This is a genomic window from Arsenophonus nasoniae DSM 15247 (assembly GCF_000429565.1).
Lineage (GTDB): Bacteria > Pseudomonadota > Gammaproteobacteria > Enterobacterales > Enterobacteriaceae > Arsenophonus > Arsenophonus nasoniae.
In genome coordinates, this window is record NZ_AUCC01000022.1 from 1 (window position 1) to 20,899 (window position 20,899).

General features: G+C 34.7%; 17 protein-coding genes, 2 pseudogenes and 1 riboswitch. Of the genes and pseudogenes, 12 read left to right on the forward strand and 7 right to left on the reverse strand.

All coding sequences use genetic code 11. From position 1 onward, the window contains the following. The 3 genes and pseudogenes from G468_RS20000 to cas1f form a co-directional block, all read right to left on the reverse strand. Positions 1-210: pseudogene (locus G468_RS20000) on the reverse strand (hypothetical protein); the annotation flags it as partial. Between the two features lie 59 nt (positions 211-269). Next, on the reverse strand, positions 270-2,738 hold the full coding sequence (gene cas3f / locus G468_RS20005) for a type I-F CRISPR-associated helicase Cas3f (RefSeq protein ID WP_051296986.1): 2,469 nt from the start codon (positions 2,736-2,738) through the stop codon (positions 270-272). A gap of 20 nt (positions 2,739-2,758) precedes the next feature. Beyond that, positions 2,759-3,712: a type I-F CRISPR-associated endonuclease Cas1f gene (gene cas1f / locus G468_RS0106900; protein WP_026822504.1), complete on the reverse strand. Its 954-nt coding sequence runs from the start codon at positions 3,710-3,712 to the stop codon at positions 2,759-2,761. 668 nt (positions 3,713-4,380) lie between these two features. On the opposite strand from cas1f, the gene G468_RS0106905 reads away from it, so the two are divergent. The 3 genes from G468_RS0106905 (at position 4,381) to G468_RS0106915 (ending at position 6,959) form a co-directional block, all read left to right on the forward strand. After that, on the forward strand, positions 4,381-5,130 hold the full coding sequence (locus G468_RS0106905) for a LysR family transcriptional regulator (protein ID WP_026822505.1): 750 nt from the start codon (positions 4,381-4,383) through the stop codon (positions 5,128-5,130). Between the two features lie 4 nt (positions 5,131-5,134). Further along, positions 5,135-5,302, forward strand: coding sequence for a hypothetical protein (locus tag G468_RS23720; protein WP_155846980.1), 168 nt, complete (start codon positions 5,135-5,137; stop codon positions 5,300-5,302). 154 nt (positions 5,303-5,456) lie between these two features. Next, positions 5,457-5,626, forward strand: a riboswitch (M-box (ykoK) riboswitch). A 337-nt stretch (positions 5,627-5,963) separates the two neighbouring features. Next, entirely contained in the window at positions 5,964-6,959 is a 996-nt protein-coding gene (locus G468_RS0106915; RefSeq protein WP_162143415.1) for a porin, read from the forward strand. Positions 6,960-7,077: 118 nt separating this feature from the next. Here G468_RS0106915 and G468_RS22855 read toward each other — a convergent pair whose 3' ends face one another. From G468_RS22855 to speFL, 4 genes are all read right to left on the reverse strand, one after another. Beyond that, positions 7,078-7,494, reverse strand: a complete 417-nt coding sequence (locus tag G468_RS22855) for a lysozyme inhibitor LprI family protein (RefSeq protein WP_026822507.1) — start codon at positions 7,492-7,494, stop codon at positions 7,078-7,080. A 233-nt stretch (positions 7,495-7,727) separates the two neighbouring features. Next, complete coding sequence (gene potE / locus G468_RS0106925; protein WP_026822508.1) at positions 7,728-9,059, reverse strand: putrescine-ornithine antiporter; 1,332 nt, start codon at positions 9,057-9,059, stop codon at positions 7,728-7,730. A 76-nt stretch (positions 9,060-9,135) separates the two neighbouring features. Next, positions 9,136-11,295, reverse strand: coding sequence for an ornithine decarboxylase SpeF (gene speF, locus G468_RS0106930; protein ID WP_026822509.1), 2,160 nt, complete (start codon positions 11,293-11,295; stop codon positions 9,136-9,138). A 265-nt stretch (positions 11,296-11,560) separates the two neighbouring features. Next, positions 11,561-11,668, reverse strand: a complete 108-nt coding sequence (gene speFL, locus G468_RS23725; RefSeq protein ID WP_135678032.1) for a leader peptide SpeFL — start codon at positions 11,666-11,668, stop codon at positions 11,561-11,563. A gap of 394 nt (positions 11,669-12,062) precedes the next feature. Here speFL and G468_RS24655 point away from each other — a divergent pair, with 394 nt between their 5' ends. The 9 genes and pseudogenes from G468_RS24655 (at position 12,063) to G468_RS0106980 (ending at position 20,886) form a co-directional block, all read left to right on the forward strand. Next, on the forward strand, positions 12,063-12,797 hold the full coding sequence (locus G468_RS24655) for a hypothetical protein (RefSeq protein WP_246067275.1): 735 nt from the start codon (positions 12,063-12,065) through the stop codon (positions 12,795-12,797). A 222-nt stretch (positions 12,798-13,019) separates the two neighbouring features. Continuing rightward, a complete protein-coding gene (locus G468_RS24660; RefSeq protein ID WP_246067274.1) occupies positions 13,020-14,564 on the forward strand; it encodes an AAA family ATPase in 1,545 nt (514 codons plus the stop codon). Then, entirely contained in the window at positions 14,561-15,397 is an 837-nt protein-coding gene (locus tag G468_RS22365) for a DUF2357 domain-containing protein (protein WP_026822510.1), read from the forward strand. The genes G468_RS24660 and G468_RS22365 overlap by 4 nt, the downstream gene beginning before the upstream one ends. Positions 15,398-15,435: 38 nt before the next feature. Continuing rightward, positions 15,436-15,942, forward strand: a complete 507-nt coding sequence (locus G468_RS22370; RefSeq protein ID WP_026822511.1) for a hypothetical protein — start codon at positions 15,436-15,438, stop codon at positions 15,940-15,942. 137 nt (positions 15,943-16,079) lie between these two features. Then, positions 16,080-16,379 carry a hypothetical protein gene (locus G468_RS22375; RefSeq protein WP_135678030.1) on the forward strand — a complete coding sequence of 100 codons (300 nt, stop codon included), beginning with the start codon at positions 16,080-16,082 and terminating at the stop codon, positions 16,377-16,379. Positions 16,380-16,482: 103 nt separating this feature from the next. Then, positions 16,483-17,813, forward strand: a pseudogene (rimO, locus tag G468_RS20020) (30S ribosomal protein S12 methylthiotransferase RimO). Positions 17,814-18,038: 225 nt separating this feature from the next. Next, positions 18,039-18,557, forward strand: a complete 519-nt coding sequence (locus G468_RS0106970) for a DUF2165 family protein (protein ID WP_026822513.1) — start codon at positions 18,039-18,041, stop codon at positions 18,555-18,557. 995 nt (positions 18,558-19,552) lie between these two features. Further along, positions 19,553-20,116 (forward strand): fimbrial protein, encoded by a 564-nt coding sequence (locus G468_RS0106975; RefSeq protein ID WP_026822514.1) that lies wholly within the window; start codon positions 19,553-19,555, stop codon positions 20,114-20,116. 155 nt (positions 20,117-20,271) lie between these two features. Beyond that, positions 20,272-20,886 carry a fimbrial biogenesis chaperone gene (locus G468_RS0106980; RefSeq protein ID WP_248604877.1) on the forward strand — a complete coding sequence of 205 codons (615 nt, stop codon included), beginning with the start codon at positions 20,272-20,274 and terminating at the stop codon, positions 20,884-20,886. Positions 20,887-20,899: the final 13 nt, after the last annotated feature.

The window sequence follows — 20,899 nt, forward strand, 5'->3', positions numbered from 1 at the left end:
GAGAAAAAATTGGGGGCCGAGTCGGACGCAGTGGCGTATGGCTTCTTTTAGGGTGTCATAAAAAAATTCAGGCGGTCTGTCATCATCATTTTCGGGTGGGAGAGAGATCATAAAACGTTTCGGATAAACAGGCGCTGTGGCACGTGAAGTGACGGGCAGCCTGCCTGATTTAACCGGTTTACGCTTTCTGGGAGATTTATTGCGAGCCATCGAGATGAATCCCTGAAAAAAATTAACCTACTGCAGAGTATAAAACAGTACTCAACTCATTAACATCCCCGAAGCAGCACCGCTGCGCCGCTCACGCGTAGCGTGCTACGTTCTCGGCTGTGATAGGCCATGGCCCGAATATCGACCTCTTGCGGCCAAATGGCTTCCAATAAGAAACGGGTTAACTGAATACATGGCTGAATATTTGCCATCCGTACAACACCAAAAGAGACATTAATACCGGTGAGCTTGTCAGGGAAACTGTGCTGTTGGTGTTGAGCAATAATTGCTTGCTGAATAGCCTGAAAGTAGCTTTTTTGCTGATCAGTATCATTTTTATCACGTGGCAATGGCAAAATTGTTGCTTTGCGTCTTGCTGGTTTTTCCGCCAGCCGCTCAGTTCGTTTTTGGATAAATGTCTGATGTTCAGCTTGATAGTATTGCGCAGTTTGTTCACTGTTATTGAGGGTGGCAAGGTGGGCGGTAAATTCATCGACCCAGACGCAACCAACCTGATGATTAAGATGTCGGCTAGTGGCATGCAGATGCCAGCCTTGCTGGTAGGCATGGAAAAAACTTAATGCCAGATCCGGTGGTATAGTGGCTGATGAGATCATCACTTTGCGCCCCAACATACCGGCCAGATGAATTAATCGGCCAATGGCGACCAGATCCTCGCCCATAAAATCATCAACCTCATCGATCACTAAATCGGAGGACATTAACCTTAGACAAGGCAGGATATAGCGTCCACCCCGTGTGGTCTCGGTCGCAGCCATGATATGGTCGATGGTACAAGCTAATACGGGCGCATAGAGTAAAGCGCGATCTTTTGCGCGTTTTAACACAGTGATCAGCTCTTCTTCTGGCAGAATTCCTTGCCAAGCTTCATCTTGCCAGCGTAATTCGTCGTCACCATCAAACAAATTTTCCACAGATGCTGAGCCCGTTGCCTCATACTCCGTTTCTGGCTCTTCATTTTTCGGCGACAGTTCATCTTGATGCAATTGTTGGATCGCTTGCGAGCCGATTAAGACTGCTAATTGGCTATCATCGAGCCCGATCCGAGCACGGTATTCATCCCCAGTTTGCAATGTCAATGTACGCAATCCCAATGCGAGTATGTAACGGAGACTCTGTTTATCATCCGATAAGGCTTGCATAATTTTGGCGTTGGCCAGTGTTTTACCACAGCCGGTACTCGCCATATTGACGATAAAAAAACCGCTAATATTGTCGTTATTTTCATCACGGTAATGGCTAATCGCCGTTACTGCCTTGTCTTGCCATTGAAATCCTTGCTTGGGATTTTTCTGTGGTTTTAGCTTCTTGATATCACAGGCGACTGGCGGTTCACTCTCAAAAAAAGGCAAATATTCCACTACATTTCTCGCCGCTTCTGTAACATTGAGTAGATGTTCATCCAGTTTTTGCTTTAATTTTTTACCGCCGTTATTTGGTTCAAGTGCAGTGTTAGCATATAAATTAATATTGGTTTGCCAGTTAGGATCGTTATTTTGTGATGAGTAATGATGATCGCCCAACATTAGACATAAGCGAGCATGATGAGCAATTAGGCGCCAGCTGCCATTTTGCATTGCTTCCATAAATAGGGGTAACTGTTGTTTTAAATGGTTGGCCGCTGAACTTAGCGCTGTAAGCCAAACCAGCGATTGACTGAGTAATCCCTGGGGAAATTCGAAGCACTGACTCACTCGTTGTTGATATTCTTTTTCATCTTGCCGATTTTCGTATCCCCAGTTTTGTTTCAGCCGCTGCAATAATAGTGTTATTGTGTCACAGGTATGATCTTTTAAATTGTTAATTTCCTTATCAACCCGTAATGAAGGTAACCGGTGATGGGAAACAATTAACCAACTTAGTAGTGATGCAGCATCAGGTAGGTGGGTTAACGGTTTTATTTCCTGCTGATGACTTTGTTGTTCTGTTAGCCAATTTTGTAGCTTTGCTTCATCAATGCGCTGAGTAATTAAGGTGTCAAGCCAGCTTAGATCATGCTGAGGTTGGTCACTGGTTTTGACTAACGCACTAAATAGTAATACCGAGATCCATTCATGCCTAATTGGATCACCCTTAGCTGAAGTTTTACATTGTGGATCTAATTTTGTTTGAAATAAGCGAGAGGCTTTTCCCCAATCATGTAATAAGCCGGCTAGACGAGTGAAAGCATCAATTAACGGCAGGTACTTCCAGTTATTTTCATACTGGCTGCCAAGTAGTGATTTTTCCGTGCGGTTGACAGGAACATGGCCTTCGTTATTAAATTTATTTTTATTACCAACCACCCATAATAATTGAAAACGAGAACGAGATCGTATCCAGTGGCAACTGATGGCACTATTTCTGCTAGCACTTTGGCGTAACATTTTATGTACGGTTTTTAATCCATTTTCAGTGATCACCGTTTGCCAGGTGTTATCGCCGATCCGATTGGCAAAGGCATCTAATATTCGACGTGTTCTTTTCAAGGCATTTTTCTCACACTGAGAAACAAACGTTACCATCATAGATTTTGTTCCTTAATCTGTTATTCAGAATGGTTTTGTAATGCGATTGCTTTTACGGTATTAAACATAAAATCGAGTGCTTGATGCTCAACAAATTGTTGTAATACTTGTTGGCGAAACTCCTGTTCGCTGGCATTGTCCTTGGCGCAGATAAAGGCCCATGGCAGAACTATCGCATCTTTAATTAAGTCAGCTACATCAAATACCAGTGCGCCACGGCGGGTTTTGCCATGCATAACAGCAAAACTGTGGGGGATGCCTAATACCCATAGGCAACTGGCGGCTAAACCGTAAGCTAAGTAATTACCGTGATTAAGAAACTCATTAGTTTTATTGAGTGATTTATGTTGTCGGATAAAATTTTTCTGGTTGGTATTATTTGCAGCATATTTATATAAAGTTTTCGTCAATTGCGCTTCTGTTACTAAGAGTTCTATGGGATCCTTAGCCACTTTGGTGCGCGCATGAAATGTTTCCAGAGCCTTTTGAATTATTTTATTTTGGTAAACAAATTCTTCATTTTTCAATTCACGATCTTTTTCCCATACTTGTTGTAAATAGTTGATCCGCGCCTGCTGAAACTGCTTAGCGGCGGCTAAACGCTTATCTTGATCAAACCAGAACTGCATCCAGCCTTGTAAATATTCTGTTGGTCGATACTCATTTTGTGGTGTTAGCCACTCGATTTCGGCACCCATAAATAAAGGGGTACCGCCGCCGCCACAGAAACCTACCAGTACGCCGGCGGTGGCTAGCATTCGCATAGCAGCTTGAGTGATAGAGGTTCCTGTGCCTAATAGAATTACGGTCGTATTTGCAATGGGAATATTGTAATAGCAGTTTTCATTCTTGGCTTCCGTTAGATATAAAACTCGGCCATCTTTTTGCATAACGCGACAATGTTCTAGATAGTAGAGGTTAGCTCTTTTGGAATGTAATATTGTTTTTAGGTCTGAAGGCGGCAATTGTTCCATTTTTATTTTAAAACTCCATTTTAATGATTTTTTGACGCTAAATGGCGCTAGCGAATTAATTGATTGCTAAGTGGCATTTGGGGTTGTTATTTAGTGTTCTATATTAATGAAAATTTATTTTATATTTCATGATATAGCACATAAAAATCAGATAAATTTAGGTTAAGTGAAACATTGTTCTATGGTATGGCTTATTGGGCTTAATTTTAATTTCCCCTAATTAGGCGTAAAATTTTATTGCTTAGTTGCTAGCAACTTTTTTATTAACTAATAATTTATGTAAATATAGTTAATATAAGTTATAGAAATATTTTATTAATTTAAAGAACTATATATTAATTAAATGCTGCTAATCTTTTATTATTTTCATTTATTATAAAATTAAAAATTTCTAGTGATTATTGAAGAGTTAAATAAATAGAGTTTAAACAGAAAATAAATTGAATTTGATTTTGCATTGCTATTTAGTTGAAATACTAAGGTATTGCTATCAGCGATACCTAACGTTTTTTTACAAAAAATGAAATTTATATATATTAAATATACTATTAAAAATTTAGTTGCAGAAAAATATTTGTTAATGTCTGATTATCATAATATTTTATTATAAATTGTTAGAAATTGATTTCAGGTAATATATATTCAATAAAACAGACAGCGGAGCAGTAATGAAAAAATTTTTACCTCAATTAGAAAATAAAATGCTGATGGCGTTTGTCGCTGCTGCTGAGTCAGGTAATTTTTTACAGGCAGGGATATTATTAAATAAGTCTAAAACGACAATTAGTCGTTGGATAAATGAACTTGAGATTATATTAGGCTATACGTTATTTGATAAACGCGCGAATGGCTCTGTTTTGGATATAAATAGTAATGGTAAACTTTTATTGCCAAAGGTGAAAATGTTTTTGTTATCTTTACAAAAATTAGAAAAATTTTCTTTCGCGTTAAATAACAATAAAGAGCCTGCGGCCATTAGATTAGCATTTAATCAACTGATTCCTGAAGAGGCGATTGCTGATGTAGTATTAAAATTAAAGAAAGAATTTCCCGCTGTTGAAATACATATTGTTCATGCGGATTTATTTGATGTTGAATTTACCCTTAATAGTAATAAAGCGGATTTTGTTTTAGGTTTGCAATGTGTTGAGATATATAACAATATTAATGCGCAAGTTGTTGGTGATATTCAAATGATGTTAGTGGCAGATCCAGCCCACCCTTTGGCGAAAGAACAACAGGTCAATAGTTTGTCTTTATCTTCTGAAACAGTCATTTATCCTTCATTGCAAGGTAAAGTCGATGATGAGCGATATCATTTCCTGCCTTATTCAGAAATGATGTTAACCACTGATTATTATTCGTGTGTGAAATTGGCAGAAAAAGGATTAGGTATTACTTATTACTTATATTCCTGACCATATGGCTATTAATTCTATTTTGACAAAAAAATTAAAAGAGGTAAAAGTTGATAAAAATGAAGTCAATAATATCCATTCATTAATGCTATATTACCGTGCAGATTATCGTTATTTTGCCATATCTGCCATTTTAAGTTCAGGATTAAAAGAGTGGTTTGGTTATCATTAAGTGATGAGCACCGTTTGGTATTCAATTGATCTAACGACTCGTTGCTGGGTTTTATCGTAAAGTGGCTAACATAATTAAATAAAACATAAACAAACTAGCAATGGGATATTTTTTCCCCATTCTTTACGCATATAATACGCGCTCATTCGAAAGTGTTATATCTCGTTAGGCGAGGCTCCTATACAAACACAAGTTGCTGATCTCACGACGTCGAGAGACGCCCAAGGTTAGGACAAGGCAGATCGGATTAAGGTTTGCCTCAAAGTAACTTCCTATCATAGGATACGTTGTATAGTGCTAAAACTAAGACGATTGGGATAGTGTTCTATGCTCTTTCATCTGGTTGCCCCTATATATGAGATTTATTATAGGGTATCTATATGTTGCTATTTTTGACATTCAGCGAGCAAAGTATTTTCTTAGCTAGATTTAGCTATATCTCTCTTCTTTCTCCCATACCGATAAATTAATTGTTTATTTTATTGGGTTAAAACAGCATTAAGTGATTATCTAACATCACTAATCAGCTGTGTATATTTAAAATATTTTTATGATGACCAGTTCATCAATTTTACTATGTCTTGAGATAAGTATTATGTTTTCTTTTATTAAAAATAAATCGACCAGTTTAATTTTTTTCTGTTTTTATATTCCCGGGGCTATGGCAGCAGACGTTTATGATAAGCAAGGTAATCGAATAGCGGTTAATGGTGAGATTGAATCTAAACTAATGAATTCAAAAGATAAGGATCAAGATGGTAATGAAATAAAGGTAAAACTGGGTTTAGAGTTAGATAGTCAGTTTACCAATTCTGCTAGTGGTTTTGCCAAATTTGAACATGAGATAGAACTGCATGGCGCAGAAGGGGACAAAAGTAATGAATCAAAGAATAATTTAGCTTTTGCTGGCTTAAAATATGTTACTCACCATATCGATTATGGTCGTAATTATGGTGTTATTTATGATGTCGCTGCTTATACCGATGGATTATCGCTTTTTGACGGTGATTTCTTTTCTGATAGTGATATTTCAACCACCAAAGAGGCGAGTAATTTGCTGACTTATCGGCAAACTGATTTTTTTAATTTAGTAAAGGGACTCAATTTTGCTTTGCAGTATCAAGGCAAAAATAGTCATGATGAGGTTCAGCATCAAAATGGTGAGGGGTGGGGAGCCAGTGTTAGTTATCACTTTACGGATAATTTGCAAGCAACCCTGGCCTATTTTTATTCCAACCGAACCCAACAGCAACAGCAGATCCGGCCGGGTAAATCGGCGGAAATATGGGCGATGGGTTTCAATTATGACGCTGAACCGGTCAAATTTGCTGGTTTATATTCCGAAAGCCGCAATATTCATTTCCACGAAGTCGATGATAATGTGGTGATCTTTGGTAAAGTTAGTACCCTCGAGTTGCTTTCTTCCTATACTTTTGCATCTGGTTTAGAGCCGGGAGTGGCTTATTTTTATTCACGGGCTAATAAGCAAGTGGATGTGGTTAACTATTTTAATATTTTTACTAACTATAATTTTAACGATAATTTCAAAGCTTACGCTGCTTATAAGGTTAATTTATTGAGAAATAGCCAACGGGGTAACGAATTAGAGATAGCGCGCGATAATGTTATTGGGGTAGGGATGACTTATAGTTTCTAAACTTTATCACTATTGGGAGCGGATTTTCTATTATCTTGCATCTTAATTGTTAGTTATGTGTGTCGTTAGCTATTTAATGACACACATAACTAAATTTATTTTTATTAACCAATGGTTATTAATTACCGATTTCAGTGCTTGTTCTTAATTTGGTTAATTCCAACGCTTTATTTTTCGTTAACTCAATTTTGTTGGCCATCGCGGCGATCCCCCAATAGGTTCCTTGCTGAGTATCATAAAAGCGGTTAATCGCTTCTAAGTTAAGATCGCGATATTTTATCCATGCCAATTGTGATTTTTTCAATGCAGTTTTGAATCTTGAGCTCAACTTTTTATCGGCGATTAATAATTGATATTGCTTGTTCAATTCGTTATCCCATAACTTTAATGCATTTTGGTAACAATCAACGCTATCAAGCGTTGATACCGTTGTTGGTTTCGCTAAACATTGTTCCAACGTTTGATCGATATTAATGCTATCGGCTAGCACCAATTTACTGATAAATAACATGATAACTATGGTTAATTTTTTCATGGCATCAACTCAAATGGTTTATCGGCATTAATAATATATAAGTATATAGGACAAGGTTGCTGGTTGAGATATAAATGTCGGTCGATTATCAATATTACGATTTAGTCTGAATAAAAGAATAATTATTCTTCATTAGGTAAATTATTGTCCTCATGTTAGGTTGCTAATTTAGGCTGCCTCAACTAGCTCCTCATCGAGTGACGATGAGGAGAAAGCGAGTCAATAATATTGAGCTAGTATTTGCTACTTATGTTTTGATTATTTTCCATTTCGAAACGTGGTGAAACGAAGCCATAGAGTGTCCAGCCTAGGAATGTTGCTAGTGCGCCCCACATAACGGCATCTTCTCCAGAGGAGTACAAGGCATAGAAACTATAGGCGGCACCAATAAAAGCAATAATATTAGCCATTTTTGCTTTCTGTGGCTCAACATTAGCCACTTTTTGTAAGATGATCATGGTGGCCATAGAAAGAATATAAGGGATAATATTAGTGACAACCGCTAGGTTAACTAATACATTAAATTGTTTATTTAATGATGGACTAATGGTCATTAGTGCTAAACCAGATTGGATAATGACAATAGTCAGCATACCTTTAATCGGTGCTTCTGCTTTATTGACAGCGGAGAAAAGTTTTGGAAAGTAGCCAGCATCCGATGATGATTTAAATACTTGCGCAATCGTAAACTGCCAACCCAGTAGGGAGCCACAACATGACATGATCATTAGCGCCATGATGACTTTACCGATAGTGGGATTAAATATTTGTGCGAAGGCTAAACCAAAAGGGGCTGTGGAGTTAGCTAAGTCTATATTTGGCACAATACCGGCTATGACATTGGTGGAAACAATATAGATTACCGCTGCGCCTAGTGTGCCGCCTAATACGGCAATAGGAACATTTTTCTCTGGGTTATCAACGGCTTCACTATTTGCACAAGCCGATTCCATGCCGAGAAATGCCCATAGTGTCATAGCAATTGAGGAGCCAACGGCCTGAAAAAATGGAAAATTGTGTGGGTTCCAGGAGTGGATATATAGGTCGGCTTTGAACCAGTACCAGCCAATAATGGAGATGCCCATAACGGGAATAATAACCCCCCAAACGGTAATACTACTTATCTGACCCGAGATGTGTGCCCCACCAAAGTTAGCAATGGTACATATCCATAATACGGCGATGGTAGCGATACAGATAACCAATGGACTTAAGTTTACCCCAAATAATTCTGCTCCATACCCAACCGCAGAGATAGCAATTGCTACGTTAGCAATTAATAGTGAGATCCCATAGGTATAGTTAGCCATAAAGTTGCCGGATTTACCAAAGGTATATTCAGCGTAACCACCCATTCCGCCACTGCGGCGGCTGTACATGCCACACTTTGAGAAAGCGTAAGCCAGTGCCATCGAGCCGATGGCTGTAACGATCCATGAAAGAATCGATATGGTGCCAACTTCTGCTAACTTGGTCGGTAACATAATAATACCTGAGCCCATCATATTCACCGTAGTCAATATGGTTAGCTGTAGCACACTCATTTTATTTTTAGATACCTGCATTTTTTTCTCTCTTTACTTATGAGAAATTTAAGTTATTTAATCGGTAAAAATTTACTGATTGTAGAGTTGTGCATAACTATTTAATCGCATAGCCATAAGCACGTTTGCGGCCATCAGCATCGGTTTGCAGATATACGCCTTGTAGTTCAGGTGAAAAACCTGGGAACTGATTGATCCCTTCTTCTAACGCCAGAAAATAATTTTGCACCGCCCCGCCCCAGACTTCTCCTGGCACAACACACAGTACGCCTGGTGGGTAAGGTAGCGCGCCTTCGGCTGCAATTCGACCGGCGATGTTTTCAATCGCAATCAATTCGACCTGGCCGCGTACAAACTGGATATTGGCTGCTTGCGGTAACATGTTGACGGCTGGAAAATGCGCTTGACGAAACATCTCTTTTTGGAGCTGCTTTACGTTCAATTTGGCATATAAGTTATGCATCTCTTGGCATAGCTGACGCAGGGTATAGTGCTGATAGCGTTGTTGGTTGCTACGGTAGAGTGTCGGTAAAACGTCAGCTAATGGGGCGTCGATTTCTAGTAAATGTTCAAAACGGGCAATTTGAGCCACCAGATGTTGCATTTTTGCTATCGATTCTGCCGGTGTGAGCAAAAATAGAATTGAATTTAGATCGCATTTTTCCGGGATAATGCCCTGTTCACGTAGGTAATTTGCCAGAATGGTGGCTGGTACACCAAAGCTTTCATAATCGCCAGTTTGGCTATTAATGCCGGGTGTGGTTAACATCAATTTACACGGGTCAACGAAGTACTGATTTTCGGCGTAACCATCAAACGAGTGCCAACGTTCACCGGGGGTAAATTTAAAGAAGCGTAAGTCATTAGCGATTTCATCAGTGTCGTAGTCACTCCAGGGGCGATTATCGACCATTGCAGGAATAAATGGGCGGATGAGTTTACAGCAACTTAGTAATAATTTGCGCGTTTCGATACCGGTTTTTACGCAGTCTATCCATAGCCGTTTGCCACTTTCGCCGGCATGCATTTTGGCATTAACATCTAAAGCGGCAAATAGCGGGTAGAACGGGCTGGTGGAAGCGTGCATCATAAAGGCGTTATTCAAGCGTTTGTGATTGACATAACGTAGTTGCCCTTTGATATGACGGTCTTTTTTATGGATTTGGGAAGTCTGTGAGAAACCTGCTTGTTGTTTGTGAACCGATTGGGTGACCAAAATACCGGGATCATTTTCATTGAGTTCCAGCAGTAATGGTGAACAGTCCTTCATCATTGGAATGAATTGTTCGTAACCTACCCAGGCAGAATCAAATAAAATATAGTCACAAAGATGGCCGATTTTATCGACAATTTGGCGTGCATTGTAAATTGTTCCGTCATAGGTACCAAGTTGGATCACCGCTAGGCGGAAAGGTCGTTTTTGCTCTGCGTGCTCAGGGGAAGTTTTTTTGATCAGATCAAGCAGATAATCTTCATTAAAACAGTGAGCGTCGATGCCACCAATAAAGCCAAATGTATTGCGAGCTGTTTCTAAATAGATTGGTGTTGCACCTGCTTGGATCAGCGCACCATGATGATTGGATTTATGATTATTGCGATCAAATAACACTAAATCCCCGGGTGCCAGTAAGGCGTTTAATACCACTTTGTTGGCAGAAGAGGTACCGTTTAAAACAAAGTAGGTTTTATCGGCATTAAACACTTTTGCGGCGTATTGCTGTGCCGTACAAGGTACACCTTCATGGATCAAGAGATCGCCCATTGAAACGTCCGCATTACAGAGATCTGAACGGAATAGATTTTCACCAAAATAGTCGACGAATAAGTTACCTAGCGGATGACGCCGAAAGAATGCTCCCCCTTGATGACCCGGACAATCGAAAGCGCTATAGCCTTGTTCGACATATTTTTTCAATTGGCCAAAAAAAGGTGACAGTAAATTTTGCTCATATTTTTGTGCCGCTGTTTCTAATTGCTTGGCATATAACTGGCTATTATCTTTGTTGAGATCGATAACACCCGCCAGACAAGAAAGTGTGTCGGCCGGAATAACTTGATTGCGATGAATTAGCGCAAAGATCGGCTGACCAAAACTATGTTGTTTAATGGTGTCGAGCGCACCTTGTTGAATATCTTCCAGTGAGATAATAATCGCAGCTACATCAGTGAAGTCAGTAGCAAAGATATTAACCAAGTTACGCTGGCTATCAATATAGTCACTGATATCAAAACTGGTAGCGAGTTTATATTGTTGCATTTTATTTCCTGTGAATTAAGACAATAGAATTGCAGCCAAAATGGATAAGAAAATATTTTGGCGTATTGTTTATTGCAAATTTAATTAAGCTAAATTTAATTTGGCTTAAAGCAATAAATAATTTTGTTAGATTAATTAACCTAAATGCGCTAATTGACAAGTATGAATAGTTAATGCCATAGACATGATTTATTTAAATCAATAACATGGCTATTTGGGAATGACGATCCATACAGTAAAACAGCAGCATGGATGTCGAAAAGGATCACCTGTGGGGATAGAAACGTTCAAAACTGAAACATGAGCGATGGCAGAACATCATTAAATGGGTTGTTCGTCTTATATGTGGCCAAAGTCGGTTATTATTTTCCATTTTGCACTTCTAAAAAAGCAGTTTGTTATATAGCGTCTCTTTATCAATATAAATTAATAAAAGAATTAAATAATGATGTTAATCAAAATTAGTATAAGAAGTTTTTTTAATTATTATCAAATTAACAATAATGTTAGTAATAATGATGTTAATTATATTGTTTTTGTTAAATATAAATTTATTGTTGGTGTTTGTTTTATTACAGAATAATAATCTTATATTTTTGTTTTTAATTTATTAATTTATTAATTTATTAATTTATTAATTTATTAATTTATTAATTTTAATGTTTTTTATTATGATAAATTATTCTTGATAATAGAATATGAAATTACAAGTTGTTATAATAATTATGAAATAAATATTATTTTTTATACTAATGTGAGATTAATAGATGCAAGCTTTAGAACGTAGGGTTATTTGCACTTTAGAGAAAAAATATTCTTTCGAGAAAGAAGAAAAGATCGGAAGATTGAATGTTTTATTTGAAGTATTACCAGATGGTAATGTTAGTCCAGTGAATCAATTAGAAATTTTTTGTGAAACAGGACAGGTATTTGTTACATCAGGTTTTAATGAAATAAGAGAAAGATTTAACGATGCTATTTTTGAAACCAAATGTAAACCCACAAGTTTTGAGCATAGAGATGGTGAATGTCGATACGTTAGTAATTCAAGTTCATGTGAGGATATACGAGGGATAATGGTTGCACAATTATTTAAAATGCCTCTACCTAACATACTACATCCTGTAATAATTTTATCAGAGGCACCTCAAACAAAAATAATTTTTCTTGAAGATGATAAATTTATATATGGTCCATTTAGCTATGAATTAAATGATAAAAATATTGGTAAGCAACATATATTAACCCTGGCTAGTATAACTACTCCCATTAATAAAATTCCTCCATTTCATATTGCAAAAATAAACAAAGAAAAAGTAAATAATCACATTTCAGTAAATATAAGACAGGGAACATTTTTTTTGGGTAATGTTAAATATATTATAGAAAATAACGATGATATTATTGATTTTATTTCTAATGAGCAAATAATTTCAACTTATGGAAATAAAATAGCTCAAAATTCAAATATAAGAAATTTTAGTAAGGGAACAATTACTTAAATAAGAAAACATTATTCTTCTACTATAGAATATAAAACATTTCCGCAGAGATTTAAACGTTTATTTCAATGTTTAGAAGATGCTGAGACATGGGATAATAGTAGAAAAGAATTATTTGATAATTTTCTGTCGAGTGAAAAAGGTAAAAATATACTAAAAAAATATATTGAAGATAATAAAGAACATTATTTTAAGGATGAGAAGAAATTATATATTGAGAAATTGAAAAAAGATACACTAGATAAGGAAAAATATCTCAAACAGCTACAGCTTGATAATAAAAAATTAGAACAAGAAATAAGAAAAAAAATCAGAGAAAGAGATCAATTTGAAGATGGAAGCAATTTTTTAACAAAAAAAGAAAGGAATGAATTAGAACAAAGTTTTTTTAAAAAGGAAAAAGAGTTAGAAGAGCTTAACAAAAAACTATCTTCTCTTGAATTTAAATATTATCATTTGAATACTATTTATAAGTTAAAAAAAGAAATTAATAATTTAGAACGGGATAGGGATAATTATCGCGATAGAAAAAAAGATATGAATGCGCAACTGAACGATGTAGAAAAGCGTTTAAAGGAAAATAATGAATCACTTATTGGTAAACTGTTAGAATTTAAACCTTATGTTGATACTTTATGCGGAATCAGGCCAAAATCTCCAGTCAAGTCTCTAGACTATAAAGTCAATATAAGAAAGTTAGATTCTGACGCAAATATCGAAGACTTAAGAGAAAAACTGATTGATACGGTACTAGATTCTCTAGATAGTCAGGGGCGAAAGATTGATTATTATACTGCGGCTAATTTGTTAACCACGATAGCACAATCTCAGTTTACGCTTTTTAGTGGCTTGCCTGGAACAGGTAAAACATCGTTAGCAAAAATGCTGGGAATTAGTTTAGGGTTAAAAAACAGATTTCTTAATATACCTATAGCACGAGGCTGGACTTCTTATCGCGATATTTTAGGTTTTTACAATGCTTTGTCACAAAGTTATGTTAGTGTATCATCTGGTTTATTTGAGTTATTAAAATATTTACATATGGAACAAAAAGAGCAAATTGATGGGGCTTTATCGATAATTTTACTAGATGAATTTAACTTATCTCAACCTGAACATTATTTTAGTCAATTTATGGAAATGGCAGATCCTGAGTCTAAAAGAGAACTTTCAACTGGTGATCCAGATGAGCCATATTTCATTATTCCTGAATATCTGAGGTTTTTAGGCACACTCAATCAAGATGAATCAGTACAAATTTTAACACCACGTCTGCTTGATAGAGCAGCTATCATTAATTTTGATGAGTTTGAGTCTGATTATGAATTTTTGGAGTTTGGTACTAAGAAAGAATATTCGGTAGAGCCGATTAGTGGGAAAAAATTTATTGAGCTTTTTCAACCAAGCTCTTTAGATATGCCGTCAGATATTGAAAATACATTAAAAAATATCATTGATATCTTAAAAAAAGATAGTCCTGATTTAGGGATTCCCATAAATATTTCTTATAGAAAAATAAAATCAATTCGTTCATATCATAATGTAGTAGGGCCAATGATGTCTACTCAGAGCCGCTATACTGCTTTTGATTATGCGGTATCTCAGCACCTTATTCCATTATTGAATGGCTATGGTTCTCAGTTTGGTAAAAGATTGGAAAATCTTGAGAAAGAATTGCCCGATGATATGGAAAAATCTAGAAAGTATCTTAATAAATTGATTAATTATGGTAATCAAAATATGTTTAATTATGGAATTTCTTTATGATTAGTTGGTTTTTATATATTAATAATAATAAAGAGGCTATTGAACTAAAGACAGATGAATTGATAGAAATAAAAGAGACTGATAGGCTTTTTTTTGTTGTTAAAATTAAAAGAAATATATTGGATGAAGTTGGATATCCAATATTATTGTTAGGAGATATACCGGTCGTTTTTGATGATGAAGATTATATTGATAATGATGCGATTTTTAAGTCACAAAAAAGTGAAGATATAAATCAATTAAGATATTTTTATAATTTTTTTGGTGAAAGCGAAGCTAAACTTTCATTTCAAAAAGATGATGAAAAATCTATTAAATTAAAGTTTAATATATTGGCAAGAAAGGAAAATGCTATATTGGCAAAACAAATGTTAGATTATCTGACTGATAGAATAGATGATGCTATTTTTATTTGTTTTTCCAGAAGCTCTATTCACGGCACGTCTTCTGATAGAGAAAATTTTAATTTTAATAAATTCAATTTAATTGAAAAAGTTGTTGATTTTTTGAGGGAAAATATTTGTTTATTTGTAAGAGAAAATAAGCATACTTGGCAAACAGATATTATTCTTTCTAAAGTAGGTCAACCAACAGGAGCTGATTCAGTATATTGGGTTTTGTCTAACTTAGATAAAATCACATTAAATAATGGAGATAATGTTAATGTTTTTTATAATAATAGAGGATATAGTTTATCTTTGATCCCTAAAGAGATAATAAAAAAGCAAACAGATACTTATGAAAATCGAGTTATAAAATCTTTTTTATATCATGCTGAAGATTTTTTAAATAAACTAAAAAACAATATTCTAATTTTGATTGTAGTATTTTAAATAATATTAATAATGATTATGTACGATTTGATCATACTATGTCACAATATATAAATATAGTATTAGAACATAAAATAAAGAATATACACTTATTGCAAAAAAAGTTGAAAGATATACATTACATTTTTGATAAAATTTTACCTGCTAAATTAATAAAAAATATTTACCCTAAATTTACACCATATGTAAATAGACATTATCATTACCGTGAAGTTTTCACGTTAATTACAAAATGTTTAAAATCGCCTAGTCCAAAATTATTAGAAAGAGATTTATTATTTGGTATTAAAAATTTAGCTATTATTTATGAGCTAACAATATTAATGAGTTTACATGATATATTTATAAATGATTTTAATGTTAAAATAAAAAGTAAAGAGTATCGACAATATTTAGCTGAACTGCCTTTCGGAGGGAAAAAAGTGAAGCATCTGATGGTGTCATTAATAATTTTTTTTCTTATTATAATGACGATTTTTACGTTGATATTTATTATGAACCAAAGATATTTTCATTTAAAGAATTTAATAAATCTGGAGATTTAATTAATATATCGAATAATTATGGTTCAAAAAAATATGGTGAATATTATATTTGCCCAGATTTCATTGTAAAAATTTCCTCAGAATTATGGAAGGAACCTATTATATTAATTTTGGATGCAAAATATAAAAATTCACAGATGGTGAAAAAATATGATTTTGATAAATTAACTTTAAAATATCTTATTAACATTCATCAAGTAAATGAAGTAGAAGGTTTGAGTAATTCATTTAATAAAATACTTTTTATACTTTTTTCCCACCAAAATAAAGGTATTTTTATTAAGAATGTATCAAAAGAACATTTAATTACAGGAAAATATCCCGCTTTACCTCAAACGATTGGGTTGCATTTTAATCCAATGGATAATGATACACTTGTTAAGTATATTCAGGCGTCTATTAACTATATGAATGTGAAGAAAAGAAATGTTTTTTGAAAGTATCTACTTGAACAGCAAACCCAATTGTACAATTTCGTTTTTTCAATGTTAAAATAACTTTTTTATCCAATCACTATTACAACATAGATCCTATCCTTTTATGAGCAATAAACAACATGTCCCTACAATAGGATTTTTATCATTAGGCTGCCCGAAAAATTTAGTTGATTCTGAGAGAATTTTGACTGAATTGCGGACGGATGGTTATCAAATTGTGGCCAGTTATCATGATGCAGATCTGGTTATTGTTAATACCTGCGGTTTTATTGATAGCGCAGTACAAGAATCATTGGAAGCCATTGGTGAGGCATTAAATGAAAATGGTAAAGTGATCGTAACCGGTTGTCTGGGAGCGAAAGAAGATCAGATCCGTGAAGTACATCCGAAAGTATTAGCTATCACGGGTCCACATAGCTATGAACAAATGTTAGCCCATGTTCACCATTATGTTCCTAAACCGCAACATAATCCTTTTTTTAGTTTAGTGCCGCAGCAAGGGATCAAATTAACACCTAAGCATTATGCTTATTTGAAAATTTCTGAAGGCTGCAATCACCGCTGTACATTTTGTATTATTCCATCGATGCGCGGTGATTTAGAAAGTCGGCCTATTGGTGAGGTATTAAGTGAAGCCAAACGTTTAGTCGCTGCGGGCGTAAAAGAGTTGCTTATTATTTCACAGGACACTTCAGCCTATGGTGTAGATATAAGCATCGCGTAGGTTTTTGGGATGGTCAGCCAGTTAAAACTAGTATGGTCAGCTTGTGTGAACAGCTTGCCGCTTTAGGCATTTGGATCCGATTGCATTACGTTTATCCCTATCCTCATGTTGATGACGTGATCCCACTAATGGCGCAGGGTAAAATTCTACCTTACTTAGATATACCCCTGCAACACGCGAGTCCAACGGTGTTAAAGCGGATGAAACGGCCGGGAGCAGTGGAGAAAACCTTAGAACGTATTCGCCGTTGGCGTGAAATTTGTCCAGCATTAACCTTACGTTCAACTTTTATTGTTGGTTTTCCAGGGGAGACTGAAGCGGATTTCCAGCTATTACTGGATTTTCTCCAACAGGCTCGTTTGGATCGGGTTGGTTGTTTTAAATATAGCCCCGTTGATGGTGCACAAGCCAATGCGTTACCCGATCAAGTTCCAGAAGAAATAAAAGAGACACGTTATCACCGTTTTATGCAGGTTCAGCAGCAAATTTCTCCGCAGCGATTGCAGGAGAAAGTTGGCTCTAAGATCTGGGTAATCATCGATGAGCTCGATGATCAAGGAGCGGTAGGGCGTAGTATGGCAGATGCGCCTGAAATTGATGGTGTAGTTTATCTTAATGGCGAATTTAATGTTAAACCGGGTGATATCGTTCAGGTATTCGTTGAACATGCTGACGAATATGATCTATGGGCCACGAGACATATCCATTAATGTAAATCAAATCTATAAGGTATGATAGGGCTTTTATTTTTGCCTACTAATATGACTTATTAACAAAATTACGGCATTTTTTGAATTTTGTCCTATTTTAAATTCTTGTGTTAAAATTAATCTGTTCATTGTTTAGTTAATCATCCTAAACAGTGAACATTTTTATTTTTGAGCCTGCATCTTGTATCGAAGATTATCTTATTGTATTTCTAAGGACAATAAATCATGATTATTCGTTTATCTAAAGCGTTGGCTGTATGTGCGGTGGCGTTATATACAACGTTAGTGGTTATCGGTAATATTACCGATTATGACACCAATTTTGCCTTAATTCGTCATGTTCTTTTGATGGATACTATCTTTCCTGAGGCCACCATTAAGTACCGCGCGATTGAGTCTCCAACTGCCCATCATGCTAGTTATATCATTCTCATTATTCTGCAAACATTAACAGCAATACTTTGCTGGATTGGCGGCATTAGGTTATTAGCTAATTTGAAAAATACCGCGGCTAATTTTAATAGAAAGAAAAAAATTGCCATTGCTGGCTTAACCTTAGGTTTTTTGACCTGGCAAGTTCTATTTATGTCATTAGGCCGAGAGTGGTTTGGCATGTGGATGTCTGAATGGAATAGCGGGGCAGAAGCGTTTCAAGTTTATACCACTATTTTGCTGGTGCTTATTTATCTTGTTCATCGCGATAGAGACCGTAATCGTGAGCGTGAGCATAATGAGATGAAGTAACCTTTTTTGTATGCCGTGAGTTGCAGCTCATCTTATTGGCAAAGTTCATTAGCATTTATAAACTTATAAATGCTAATGAACCGCTAAGTTATGGTTAGTTAAAAAATGCGTTATTCTATTTCTAAACTGAACAATAACGGCTTTTACCACCATCACAGACTATATTTAATTAAATATTTTTAAAATAATTTATTAAATCTTTCGATGCTATCAGACTATCAGACTATCAGACTATCAGACTATCAGATATATAATAAAATATAGTTTAATTTTAAAATGATTTTTCGACGATATTAAAGGATATTTGGTTAAGTGAACAGCTATTTATTGCCTAACAATAGGCATAATTAAAGTTTTAGTCGTACGCTCTTTTTATAAAAAATTAACATGGTTTGTAGTTAATGTTGATAAATTATATCCATTATTAAAATAATTAAATATTAAATTAAATAAGTAGGCTGAAATTAGAATTGAATTTTTGCGGTAAAATTTATTGTAACTTTTGAGATATGCAAAATATTAATAAGTTGATGCTGATTTTTGTTTGTATAATTCGCTTTCATGAAAATAACAATAGGTATATTCTTAAAGTAATGCTTTTATGATGTCTGAATTATCTTAAATAATATATTTACGTATAGATGTTAAAATATGTGTTAAATTGTGTATTTTTTTGATTGCAATTTGATTATTTTTAGGTAATATATTGCTTATTACAATGATTATTAATCAACATGATAGGGCTCTATAATTAAAATGGAATAATTATTTGGCGGCGAATTTATTAGCGATAATTTTATTACTCAAGATTGAGCTTTTTTGTTTTACCTATATTTTATACCCGTCTGTTTAGGTATTATTTTTTGCATATCATAAATTACAACTCCAGTTTTTAATTTTTATTATAAATTAATGTATCTAAGTATACTGCTGCGCCGTTTAAATATTTCATTATGAATTTGAAATATATCATTTGTTTTATTAGGAATATATACATGAAAAATAATCTTACCAGCTATTTTATTGGCTTATTGTTAATTTTATTTTGTAATACTGCTTTGGCTGCAACTGGTGGAACTGTGAAGTTTAGTGGAGCAATTATCGACACGCCTTGTAGCTTAACTTTAGCCTCTGAATCATCTAGTTCTTCTTCTTCTTTAGCTATCGATATGGGAGTTTATATGAAAGATAAGGTACCGAATGCTTCAGGTCAAAAAGTTGTTGGTAGTGAGAAGGAATTGTCAATTAAGCTACAAGATTGTCCTCATTATGATGGTTACGATATTATGCCTAAAATAGTATTTAGAGCAAATCATGATGATCATAATTCGAAATTAATTAAGTTAGATGGTACAGGTGCTGAAGGAATTGGTATAGGTCTTTATGATTCTTCAGGCAGATTATTAGATATTAAAGACGTATATGAATCAAAAGTGGCCACTTCAAAGGATAATCGTATGTTAACCTTTCTTTTTAAAGCGGCATATGTATCTAATGGCCAGAAAGTTAAATCTGGTAAAGCAAATGCTTCGATAAATTTTGAAGTTTCTTATAAATAAAAATTGATAATTGAATTTCTAGATATTTTTTCTAGTCATAGAAAGGATTCTTTATATTTATGACTAATGTTTGAGTAATAATAATGAGAAACAGAATAATAAAACTTTTAATACCTTATATACTATTATTTTTTATATTTGAAGCTTATGCAAATGTGACAATTAATGGAACCCGGGTTATTTATAATGGCAATAAAAGAGAAGCTTCAATTCTAGTAACAAATCATGATGAGAATAGGCCTTATTTAATTCAATCCTTTATCAGTGTTGATGCAAATGGCAAAAAAGCACCGTTTATTGTTACTCCACCTTTATTTCGTTTAGATGGCGGCAAAGAAAATATTTTACGAATTATGCGAACAGGCGGTGATTTGCCTTTGAATAGAGAATCTATTTTTTATCTCAACGTGAAAGCGATTCCCTCAGCCCCGGATAATAGGCAGAATATTTTATTTATTACAGTAAAAACGCGCATAAAATTATTTTATCGGCCCGAAAAAATTCAAGGTGATGCAGAAGAAAGTTATAAATTATTAACCTTTCGCTGGCTTGGTAAACAATTAGAAGTTAAAAATCCAAGTAATTATTATGTGACTATTAATCAACTTAAAATTGGCAATCAAATCGTTAATTTAAATGATACAGATATGATTGCCCCGCAAGAAATAGCTTATTTTAATATATCTGCTAACTCATCTAATTTAATTAGTTGGAATAGTATAAATAGTTATGGTGGTATTAGTGCAGAGATGAAAAAAAATCTACCTTAGATGAGATGGAAGG

Coding starts and splice junctions, on each gene's coding strand:
- cas3f (WP_051296986.1), bottom strand. CDS start 2,738: ATGATGGTAACGTTTGTTTCTCAGTGTGAGAAAAATGCCTTGAAAAGA.
- cas1f (WP_026822504.1), bottom strand. CDS start 3,712: ATGGAACAATTGCCGCCTTCAGACCTAAAAACAATATTACATTCCAAA.
- G468_RS0106905 (WP_026822505.1), top strand. CDS start 4,381: ATGAAAAAATTTTTACCTCAATTAGAAAATAAAATGCTGATGGCGTTT.
- G468_RS23720 (WP_155846980.1), top strand. CDS start 5,135: ATGGCTATTAATTCTATTTTGACAAAAAAATTAAAAGAGGTAAAAGTT.
- G468_RS0106915 (WP_162143415.1), top strand. CDS start 5,964: ATGGCAGCAGACGTTTATGATAAGCAAGGTAATCGAATAGCGGTTAAT.
- G468_RS22855 (WP_026822507.1), bottom strand. CDS start 7,494: ATGAAAAAATTAACCATAGTTATCATGTTATTTATCAGTAAATTGGTG.
- potE (WP_026822508.1), bottom strand. CDS start 9,059: ATGCAGGTATCTAAAAATAAAATGAGTGTGCTACAGCTAACCATATTG.
- speF (WP_026822509.1), bottom strand. CDS start 11,295: ATGCAACAATATAAACTCGCTACCAGTTTTGATATCAGTGACTATATT.
- speFL (WP_135678032.1), bottom strand. CDS start 11,668: ATGGAAAATAATAACCGACTTTGGCCACATATAAGACGAACAACCCAT.
- G468_RS24655 (WP_246067275.1), top strand. CDS start 12,063: ATGCAAGCTTTAGAACGTAGGGTTATTTGCACTTTAGAGAAAAAATAT.
- G468_RS22365 (WP_026822510.1), top strand. CDS start 14,561: ATGATTAGTTGGTTTTTATATATTAATAATAATAAAGAGGCTATTGAA.
- G468_RS22370 (WP_026822511.1), top strand. CDS start 15,436: ATGTCACAATATATAAATATAGTATTAGAACATAAAATAAAGAATATA.
- G468_RS22375 (WP_135678030.1), top strand. CDS start 16,080: ATGGTGAAAAAATATGATTTTGATAAATTAACTTTAAAATATCTTATT.
- G468_RS0106970 (WP_026822513.1), top strand. CDS start 18,039: ATGATTATTCGTTTATCTAAAGCGTTGGCTGTATGTGCGGTGGCGTTA.
- G468_RS0106975 (WP_026822514.1), top strand. CDS start 19,553: ATGAAAAATAATCTTACCAGCTATTTTATTGGCTTATTGTTAATTTTA.